6 protein-coding genes and 1 riboswitch are annotated in these 10,465 nt (G+C 48.4%); of the genes, 4 read left to right on the forward strand and 2 right to left on the reverse strand.

The features are described from left to right. Positions 1 to 168 precede the first annotated feature (168 nt). On the forward strand, positions 169 to 1,701 hold the full coding sequence (locus BM082_RS12205) for a Wzy polymerase domain-containing protein (protein WP_017017665.1): 1,533 nt from the start codon (positions 169 to 171) through the stop codon (positions 1,699 to 1,701). 78 nt (positions 1,702 to 1,779) lie between these two features. Here the strand turns inward: BM082_RS12205 and BM082_RS12210 are convergent, their stop codons facing one another. Then, on the reverse strand, positions 1,780 to 2,898 hold the full coding sequence (locus BM082_RS12210) for a pyridoxal-phosphate-dependent aminotransferase family protein (protein WP_074927074.1): 1,119 nt from the start codon (positions 2,896 to 2,898) through the stop codon (positions 1,780 to 1,782). 215 nt (positions 2,899 to 3,113) lie between these two features. Then, positions 3,114 to 3,287, forward strand: a riboswitch (Lysine riboswitch). 92 nt (positions 3,288 to 3,379) lie between these two features. Here BM082_RS12210 and lysC point away from each other — a divergent pair. Beyond that, the gene (gene lysC, locus BM082_RS12215) at positions 3,380 to 4,732 is read left to right on the forward strand and encodes a lysine-sensitive aspartokinase 3 (protein ID WP_074927076.1); all 1,353 of its coding nucleotides are present in this window, start codon (positions 3,380 to 3,382) and stop codon (positions 4,730 to 4,732) included. A gap of 102 nt (positions 4,733 to 4,834) precedes the next feature. On the opposite strand, the gene metH is transcribed toward lysC, so the two are convergent. Beyond that, positions 4,835 to 8,509, reverse strand: coding sequence for a methionine synthase (gene metH / locus BM082_RS12220; protein ID WP_074927078.1), 3,675 nt, complete (start codon positions 8,507 to 8,509; stop codon positions 4,835 to 4,837). A 190-nt stretch (positions 8,510 to 8,699) separates the two neighbouring features. Between metH and BM082_RS12225 the strand changes: the two genes are divergently transcribed. Together BM082_RS12225 and BM082_RS12230 are read left to right on the forward strand one after the other, a co-directional pair. Next, entirely contained in the window at positions 8,700 to 10,034 is a 1,335-nt protein-coding gene (locus BM082_RS12225; protein WP_074927080.1) for a cation:proton antiporter, read from the forward strand. Positions 10,035 to 10,225: 191 nt separating this feature from the next. Next, the coding region (locus tag BM082_RS12230; protein ID WP_139218786.1) for a transposase at positions 10,226 to 10,465 on the forward strand (240 nt) is incomplete at its 3' end.

Consider the following 10,465-nt stretch of genomic DNA (forward strand, 5'->3'; position numbering starts at 1 on the left):
ATGTCGACAACGCGTATTCCTTTTCACTGGCCATCCAAAGTGGCGAGCAAACCTTTAGTTAAACCGGTACTCATTGTACTGGCGACACTGTTTTTGCTCTGTTTTCCACTCAATCAAATACCGCTGTCAGTCTCGGGGATTCAACACCCTGCGATATCGACATCGTTCATGTTGTCAGTTGCAATGATCTGCTTTGGTGGTTTAGAGGTGGCTCGACAGCACCGATTTAGCCTGACCAAACTCACGGGGTGGATTGCACTCAGCGCCTTACTCGCCGTGTTACCCGCGTTTTATCTTCATGCGAACACCAGCGCTGCGCTTTGGCATACAGGGCTCGCGCTGTTGAGCTTGTTACTGTTCATTACCTTGCAGCAATTTAGTTTCAACCACGTACAACGTCAGTATTTGCTTTGGCTGCCACTGATCGCTGGGTGGATATTCGCATTGCCTTTCGTTGTACCGCCTCTCATTGAAGCATTCGAACACGATGCTCCTTATTTTCTGACGGTTCAGCGCGTAGGCATTGCAAAAAACACCACCGCCATGGTGTTGCTCACAGCGCTCGCCTTGTCGGCCTACCTGCTTGCACGAACCCGCGCCTACAAACGCACCATCATCTCTCAACACATTGTATTGCTGCTCACGCCTCTGATGTGCATTACCGCGTTGATGGCACTTCGTGAGCCTTGGCTAATTACGTTCACCCTGTTGGTGATTGCACTCGCACAGCCTTTCCTGTTTCGTTTCAGCCCCAAACTGCATCATGGGCTTTGGAACCTCGTTGTCTTCGCTGCGTTTGTGATTGCAGGACAAGCAAACTGGCTCCCAACAAACGCGCTATTTGCTGAAAGATTCTCACCAAACGAATGGCAGCTTTTGGCACAAACAACAGCACTAACGAAAACGGCTCACTTTGAAGGCGTAGGTCTTGGTCAGCTTACGTTGGCGCAATTGCAGTTTGGGCTTTCACAAGGAAACACGTTGCCCATTGATACGCCTTATCCAAGCTGGTTAGTTGCGACTATCACTGAGGGGGGTATCGCCATATGGGGAAGCTTTGCACTCTTAGGTGGCTTGATCATTAAACGTATCGCTGACGCACCGGGCGGCACACGATTGATGCTGACGGCAATCATCCTTCCTTCCATTGTCGGCATTGCAGCAACATCTTTTGTGTCAACCAACCCTGTTCTGGCTCTACTGTTTGTCGTCTTGGTCTACTGGATTGATAACCTGTCTGCACGCTACGAGCGCATCAACCTAACACGCGTTAAACTCCTCGCCATTGGCTCGACAACGCTATTGGCTTCAAGTATCTGCTTGGTGGTGAGTTCTATCTATTTGGGCGAGCAAGCACTGCGCACCTATGACATCAGCGATAACAAGTTAACCCAGTATCAAACACACCCTTGGTGGACATCGTTTTATCAACAAGAAGCAGGGAAGCGCGCCTTTTTGGAAAACGTCGAACATAACGACAAACGCGCTCAGACAACATACCTCAGACAGCAAATCCGACACCTATCAACACGCCCAACGGCGGAGGGGTATCAGTCTTTGATTGAGTTGGCACTGCTGACAGGAGACCGCGCGATTGCGAAACAGATCCAGCAAGAAGCCAGTGCATTGTTTCCCTACGTGGCATTTCAACCTAACTTTTCACATTTTGAAGCGTCAGAGCCTGACGCTTCAAAATCGTAAATGCTTCACATAGAAAAAGCCCTGACAAGTCAGGGCGTTTTTTTAATTTTAGTACTTGTAACGGCGAGGATAAATCCGTTAACCGAGCACGTCTTTTAGCGCTTTGGCACACAGCGCGATGTTCTCTTTTCTCGCTGCATATCCCATCAACCCGATACGCCATGCTTTTCCCGCTAACGTGCCAAGTCCTGCACCGATTTCAAGATTATATTCATTCAACAAGCGCTGACGAACAAGGGCATCATCAGCCCCATCAGGGATAGCCACAGCGTTGAGTTGAGGAAGGCGATAAGCCTCATCAACCAAAAACTCAATGCCTAATGCTTCAAGTTCTGCTTTCAACAGTTCATGCATCTCACGATGACGTTGCCACGCATTCTCCAAGCCTTCTTGTTGTAACATCAACAATGATTCATGCAGTGCATACAGACTATTTACAGGCGCAGTGTGGTGGTAGCTTCGCTTCCCTTCACCACTCCAATAACCGAGCACTAAGCTTTGATCGAGAAACCAACTTTGTACTTTACCGTCATGTGTTTTCATTCTTTCAACGGCACGGGGAGAGAAAGTCACTGGCGATAAACCCGGTACGCATGACAGACACTTTTGGCTTCCTGAATAAACAGCATCAAGCTGCCATTCATCGACCAACAAAGGCACACCACCCAGCGATGTAACAGCATCGACAATGGTCAAACAATCGTGTTGGCGCGCTAATGCAGATAAGGCTTTCGCATCACTCAACGCACCAGTAGATGTTTCTGCATGCACAAACGCCACAATTGACGTGTCAGGATTAGCCTTTAACGCCGCTTCCACTTTACTCACATCAACCGGTTGACCCCATTCATCATCAACCATGACAGCCGTCGCGCCGCAGCGCTCAACGTTTTCACGCATACGATCACCAAACACGCCATTGCGACAAACAATGACCGTATCGCCAGCTGATACCAAATTCACAAAACAGGTTTCCATGCCTGCGCTACCTGGCGCAGATACGGCAATGGTAAAGGCATTTGTGGTTTGAAAGGCATATTGCAGCAAAGCTTTCACTTCATCCATCATGCCGACAAATAGCGGGTCAAGGTGACCAATTGTTGGCTGTGATAACGCTTGTAGGACACGTGGTGACACGTCGGAAGGGCCTGGTCCCATCAAGGTTCGCTGAGGCGGAATAAAGCGTGTAATAGTCATTGTCTGCTCTCCTTATTTAGTATTTAACCACCCTACCACTCCCGATCCCTCTCTCCCAAATTATGATCGTAAGAACGTAGGCTTCATCAACCTAACGCCTCGCAAAATTGATGCACCTTGCATACATTTAACGCCTTTTATGCAAACTCTATTTGACAATTAGATTACAAAGCTTTATCAATGCAGTGTAATTTTTGTGCGGTGTTTTTCTGCACGAAGACAGAAGAGGCGCGTCTATCAGGCAGTCCATTTGCGGAGCCCCAACTCCAATGCAAATCGATCAGGGGATAGACGCCGAGGTAATCGACACCTTGGGGGTTAGATTGCCGGTCTTGAAGGTTGAGTCCTTCGGATTGTCATCTCTTTCGAGATGGAGCGCTTCTGGAGAAATATCCTTTCTTCATACCCGCCCTCTTTCTGTCTCATCCACATTTTGATCCTTTAGAACATCTATATCGCGATTTATGGGAGATACAGGGAAGTGAACGCATTAACTGTCGCAAAATTTGGCGGCACGAGTGTCGCCGACTACGCAGCCATGTCCAAGTGCGCATCGGTCATCAAGGGAAATGAAAGCACACGCTTAGTGGTCATCAGTGCCTGCTCTGGTGTGACGAATCTATTGGTTGAACTCGCCAACGGCGTTAGCAGCTTAGAGAAACAGAAAGCATTGCTCACTCGCCTCCAAGAAATCCACTTCAGCATTTTGGCGAGCCTGCCAGAAAATGAAGCGGTTAACACGGCAGTGAATGACATTTTAGATACTGTCGCGACGTTCGCTGCTGCGGCTGCCAAAGCACCATCAGATAAAATCACCGATAGCTTGGTTGCCTGTGGTGAACTCATGTCGACACACATCTTTACGCATTTGCTGAATCAGCAAGGGTTAGAAGCAGTGCGTTTTGATGTTCGCGATGCGTTGAAAACTGACGATGTTCATGGAAAAGCCTCCCCCGACTTAATCGAAACCGCTTACCAAGCACAAACACTGCTTCGCCCGCTATGCGAAGAGAAAGTGGTTGTCACACAAGGTTTTATCGGCTCAGACAATAAAGGCAACACAACAACACTAGGCCGTGGCGGAAGTGACTACAGTGCGGCACTGCTTGCTGAAGCGGTTCAAGCGACAACGCTTGAAATTTGGACTGACGTGCCAGGCATCTACAGTACGGATCCTCGCATCGCCCCCGCTGCAGCACCTATCGACGAAATCAGTTTTAGTGAAGCCTCGGAAATGGCGAACTTTGGTGCAAAAATCTTGCACCCGTCAACCTTGGTGCCAGCAATGCGCCAAGAAATCCCTGTGTTTGTTGGCTCTTCAAAAGCGCCTGAAAAAGGAGGGACGTGGATCCGCCGCGATGCTGAACACTCCCCCCTTTTCCGAGCTCTGGCACTGCGTTGCAACCAAACCATGGTGACGCTCACAAGCCTCAACATGTTCCATGCATACGGCTTTTTGGCAGAGGTCTTCAACATTCTCGCCAAGCATAAAGTGTCGGTGGATCTGATCACGACATCAGAAGTCAGCGTCTCTTTGACCTTGGATCAAACCAACACCAGCGGCGGTGCGCCTAAGTTGCCTGAAGCGGCCGAGCTCGAGCTTTCTAAACTGTGTAAAGTGACGGTTGAACAAGACATGTGTTTGGTGGCGTTGATTGGTAACGAGATGGGCGAATCTCGCGGTGCTGCAGCGCAAATTTTTGGCGCTCTAGGTGAATATAACCTGCGAATGATTTGTTATGGTGCGAGTAATCACAACCTATGTTTCTTGACCAATACCGCCGAATCCAAAGACGTGGTTCGCACCTTACACAAAGAGCTGTTTGAAAAGTAAGAAGCCCTTCGTCGTCGCGGTTTCCTGACGTAAAAGACAAAACAACACAATATAAGAAGGGCGCTCAATGAGCGCCCTTCTTTTGTTCACAATTATCGAACGTTAGCCGAGATTTGGCCCTAACCATTTCTCTGCTTCGATCACATCCCATCCTTTACGATCGGCATAGCTGTCTCTCTGATCTTCTTGGATCTGTGCAACAGCGAAGTAGCGCGATTCAGGGTGTGAGAAATACCAACCCGATACCGCAGCCCCAGGCCACATTGCGAAGCTTTCCGTCAGGATCATGCCCGTGTTCGCTTCCGCATCCAACAAGGTCCAAATCTTGCCTTTCTCTGTATGCTCAGGGCATGCAGGATAACCCGGAGCTGGGCGAATACCTTGGTACTTTTCACGGATAAGGTCTTCGTTTGCCAAGGCTTCATCAGGCGCATAGCCCCAAATGTCTTTACGTACAGCTTCATGCATACATTCAGCAAATGCTTCGGCTAAACGGTCAGCAACAGCTTGCACCATAATGGCGTTGTAATCGTCACCTTTGGCTTTGAACTGCTCAGCAATGTCATATTCACCAATACCACCAGTGACTGCAAACGCGCCAATCCAGTCAGCTTTTCCACTCTCTTTCGGTGCAATGTAATCCGACAAACAATAGTTCGGCCCCTTCGGTTTTTTCGTTTGTTGGCGTAAGCCATTCAACACGGTGAAAACCTCAGTACGAGATTCATCGGTATAAACCTCGACATCATCATCGACGCTGTTGGCTGGGAACAAGCCACACACGCCATTGGCTTTGATCATGCCAGTGCGTTCAATGTCATCCAATATCGCATTGGCATCATCAAACAAACGCTGCGCTTCTTCGCCCACCACTTCATGGCGCAAAATCGTTGGGTACTTTCCACTGAGCGACCATGTCATGAAAAATGGCGTCCAATCGATGTATTTGCGAATTTTTGATACCGGGAAATCAGTAAACACATGCACGCCAGGTTTGTTTGGTACAGGTGGGGTATAGGTTTCCCAATCAAGCGGCACTTTATTTGCGCGCGCTTCTTCAAGTGTAACTGGCGGCGTGCGCGGCTTTTTGCGTGCATGCTGTTCGCGTACCGTCACGTACTCAGCTTTTGTACGCTCGACGAATGCAGGACGATGTTCGTCAGACAGCAACGCAGAACAAACACCAACAGCACGCGATGCGTTAGACACATACACCACAGGCGCATGGTAGTTTTCTTCAATCTTAACGGCTGTGTGCGCTTTTGATGTTGTTGCGCCGCCTATTAGCAAAGGCAAATCAAAACCACGGCGCTCCATCTCTTTGGCGACATGTACCATTTCATCAAGCGACGGTGTGATGAGACCACTTAAGCCAATGATGTCGACGTTTTCTTCTTTGGCGACCTGCAAGATTTTGTCACAAGACACCATGACGCCAAGATCGATGATTTCATAGTTATTACACTGCAAAACCACGCCAACGATATTCTTGCCGATGTCATGCACATCGCCTTTCACCGTGGCTAAAAGAATCTTACCGTTGGTTTGCCCTGCTTGTTTTTCTGCATTGATGTAAGGTTCGAGGTAGGCAACCGCCTGCTTCATAACACGGGCGGATTTCACCACCTGCGGCAAGAACATCTTACCTTCACCAAATAAATCACCCACTACGTTCATGCCGGCCATCAATGGACCTTCAATCACTTCGAGTGGCTTTGTCGCTTTCGCGCGTGCTTCTTCCGTATCTTCAACGATAAACTCGGTGATACCTTTTACCAAAGCATGCGATAAACGCTTTTCAACGTCCCAACTGCGCCATTCTTGTGCAGTGCGATCCTCTTTGACCTCACCCGTACCACGGTATTTGTCTGCAATATCAAGAAGACGCTCTGTACCATCATCGCGCTTATTCAATACGACGTCTTCAACGGCCTCTCGAAGCTCATCGGGCAGATCGTCATAAATCGCAAGCTGACCTGCGTTGACGATCCCCATGTCCATGCCGTTTTTAAAACAGTAATAAAGGAAAACGGCGTGAATCGCTTCGCGGACAGGGTTGTTACCGCGGAAGGAGAACGACACATTCGACACGCCGCCTGAGACCATGGCATGTGGCAAGGTGCGCTTGATATCACCCACCGCTTCAATGAAATCGACCGCGTAGTTGTTGTGTTCTTCAATCCCCGTTGCCACCGCAAAGATGTTCGGGTCGAAGATGATGTCTTCTGGTGGGAAGCCCACCTCATTCACCAAAATGTTATAGGCTTCAGTACAAATTTCCGTTTTACGCTCGCGCGTGTCCGCTTGGCCCACTTCATCAAATGCCATCACGATAACCGCGGCGCCGTAGCGACGAATGAGCCTGGCTTGTTCAATGAATTTCTCGACACCTTCTTTCATGGAAATCGAGTTAACAATAGGCTTGCCCTGCACACACTTCAGGCCAGCTTCTAAGATTTCCCATTTTGATGAATCGACCATGATGGGAACTTTCGAAATCTCAGGCTCTGTCGCACACAAGTTGAGAAAGCGCACCATTGCAGCTTCCGCATCCAACATGCCTTCATCCATGTTGATATCAATGATCTGTGCGCCCGCCTCGACTTGCTGACGTGCGACTTCTAACGCTTCATCATAAAGCTCTTCTTTAATCAGACGCTTAAAGCGTGCCGAGCCTGTTACATTCGTACGCTCACCAACGTTGATAAATAAACTGTCGGGGGCAATCGTCAATGGCTCAAGGCCAGACAAGCGACAATACTTTGGTAAATCTGGGAGCTGACGCGGCGTGACGTTTTGCGTCACTTCCGCCATTTTGCGAATGTGTTCAGGTGTCGTACCGCAGCAGCCGCCAACAAGGTTTAAGAAACCACTTTGGGCCCATTCAGCGATATGCTCAGCCATGTCTTCAGGGCTAAGGTCATATTCACCGAAGGCATTCGGCAAGCCCGCATTCGGGTGAGCAGAGACAGAGCACTCAGAAATTCGTGACAATTCTTCAACGTATTGACGCAGTTCATCAGGCCCCAACGCACAGTTAAGACCAAACGAAATAGGCTTAACGTGTCGTAGGGAGTTATAGAATGCTTCTGTGGTTTGGCCGGAAAGAGTTCGACCCGAGGCGTCAGTGATCGTGCCTGAAATCATAACAGGCAGTTCGATGCCGTCTTGATCAAACACCGTTTCGATAGCAAAAGTACATGCCTTGGCGTTCAAGGTATCGAAGATAGTCTCGACTAATATGATGTCTGCACCGCCAGCAATCAGCGCTCGCGTGGACTCTGAATAAGCTTCGACAAGTTTATCGAACGTGATGTTTCGATAGCCGGGGTCGTTCACATCAGGAGAAATAGAGCAGGTGCGGTTTGTTGGACCAAGCACGCCAGCGACAAAACGCGGCTTATCGGGATTCTTTGCCGTCCATTCGTCGGCAACTTCGCGGGCAAGCTTTGCAGCTTCTAGATTAATTTCGGCACTGAGCGATTCCATGTCATAGTCGGCCATGGCAATCGTGGTGGCGTTAAAAGTGTTGGTTTCCAGAATATCAGCACCGGCTTCAAGGTACTCGCCGTGAATTTGCTTGATGAGTGCTGGCTGTGTCAGAACTAAAAGGTCATTGTTGCCCTTTAAATCAGAATGCCAATCAGAGAAACGCTCACCACGATAATCGAACTCTTCCAGTTTGTAGTCCTGGATCATAGTGCCCATACCGCCATCGATAATGAGAATGCGTTCAGCCAACAGTTTTTTTATTATGTCCTTACTACTCACAGCCACAAATTCCTTCTTAAATTGCTCGCTACTGGCATAGTAACATAGCTCAATTGGAAATCTAGACGTCTATTAGGATCTCACACTCAACGGATCCTTAAAATCACTGGGATTTGTTGTAGTTTTCTTCTTCGCATAGATTTATATTTCGTTACAAATTTTTGGTTCTCCTTTTTTCGCTAACATGGGTTCACCTATGACCGTCTATACCACACTGTGCTTTCTCGCAGCCGCCGCCATGGCAATCGCATTTATCAATAGTAAAATTGGTCAAATGCAAACGACCATCGCTATCACTGCCGGCGCATTGATGCTTTCTCTCGGTATCGTCATTTCAGGCCAAAACAACTGGTTTGATTTAAAAGATTTAGCCGCAGAGACCCTCAATGAGGTGCACTTTGATGACTTTTTGCTAAAGGGCGTACTCGGGTTCTTGCTGTTTGCAGGAGGCCTAGGGGTCAAACTCCCCAACCTAGAAGATCAGAAATGGGAAATCACGGTGCTTGCCCTAGGGGCGACCTTGGTCTCCACCTTCTTTATCGGCGGTGCTGCCTGGTTGTTCTTCCAGCTCATCGGGATTCAGTTTGATTTTATCTACTGCCTTATTTTTGGCTCTTTGATTTCACCAACAGACCCTATTGCTGTTTTGGCCATCGTCAAAAAACTCAACGCGCCAAAACGTATCTCAACCCAGATCGAAGGCGAATCCCTGTTCAATGACGGCTTTGGTTTGGTCATTTTTATCACCTTGTTTACCGTGGCATTTGGCACCGAAACACCCACCATTATGGGCGTGGTTGAACTCTTCTTGCATGAAGCCATTGGCGGGATCATTTACGGCTTCTTCTTAGGGCTCTTGTTCCATTACATGATTTGCAATACTGATGACCACTCAATGGAGCTGCTGCTAACCCTGGGTATTCCAACCGCAGGTTATGTCTTTGCAGGTCTAATTGGTGTCTCTGGACCGTTGGCCATGGTAGTAGCGGGTATCATGATTGGTAACTGGACACGCTATATTGGCTTCTCTAAAGAAAGTGAAGACCACCTAGACCACTTCTGGGAACTCATTGATGAATTCTTGAATGGGGTGTTGTTCTTGTTGATCGGTTTGAGCATGTTGACCTTTAGCTTCCACAAAGAAGACTGGATCATCATGGCATTTGCTGTGCCTTTGGTACTTATCGCCCGCTACATGAGCGTCCGTCTTTGCTATGTAGGCTTTAACAGATACCGCGACTATAACCCATTCTCGGTCCGTATTTTGACATGGGGTGGACTACGCGGTGGCTTGGCCATTGCGATGGCAATGGCCATTCCTGCTGGCTATATGGTACTGCCAGAGAAGAATATTGACGTGCGGGAAATCATTCTGGTCATGACCTATGCCGTCGTGGTGTTCTCGATCCTGGTGCAGGGCTCTACTATCACCAAAATAATTGAGAAAGCCAAAGTGGCCGAAAGGGACATGGAAATTAAGCCGCGCGTGCCAACACAAAATGAACATGCCATAGAGAAGAAGGTGGACTAACCGTTCTCTCCAAGCTCCAAAATAGAGACGAAAAAGCCTGCTTTAAGCATAAGGCTACTCGCTTAAGAGCGAGTGGCTTTTTTCTCTCTGGTTCTGGTTGGATATTTTGCGAGTCTTTTCAATGTCCACTTCCCCTATGCTGAGACAGTCTAAACTGGAGTTTTCTGCCACAGAAAAAGCAGGAGATCATCATGAAGAAGTCACGGTTTACTGAATCACAGATAGTCACGATCCTCAAAGAAGCCGACGCAGGCATGAAAGTTGACGATATTTGTCGCCAACACGGCATCAGCAGCGCAACTTATTACAATTGGAAAGCCAAGTATGGTGGGCTTGACGCGTCTGAACTGAAGCGCATCAAGGAGCTAGAGGCAGAAAATGCCAAGCTCAAAAAAATGTTTGCCGACGTCAGTTTGGAAAACCATGCCATG

This window comes from Enterovibrio norvegicus DSM 15893, from assembly GCF_900115495.1.
In the GTDB taxonomy this organism is placed as follows: domain Bacteria; phylum Pseudomonadota; class Gammaproteobacteria; order Enterobacterales; family Vibrionaceae; genus Enterovibrio; species Enterovibrio norvegicus.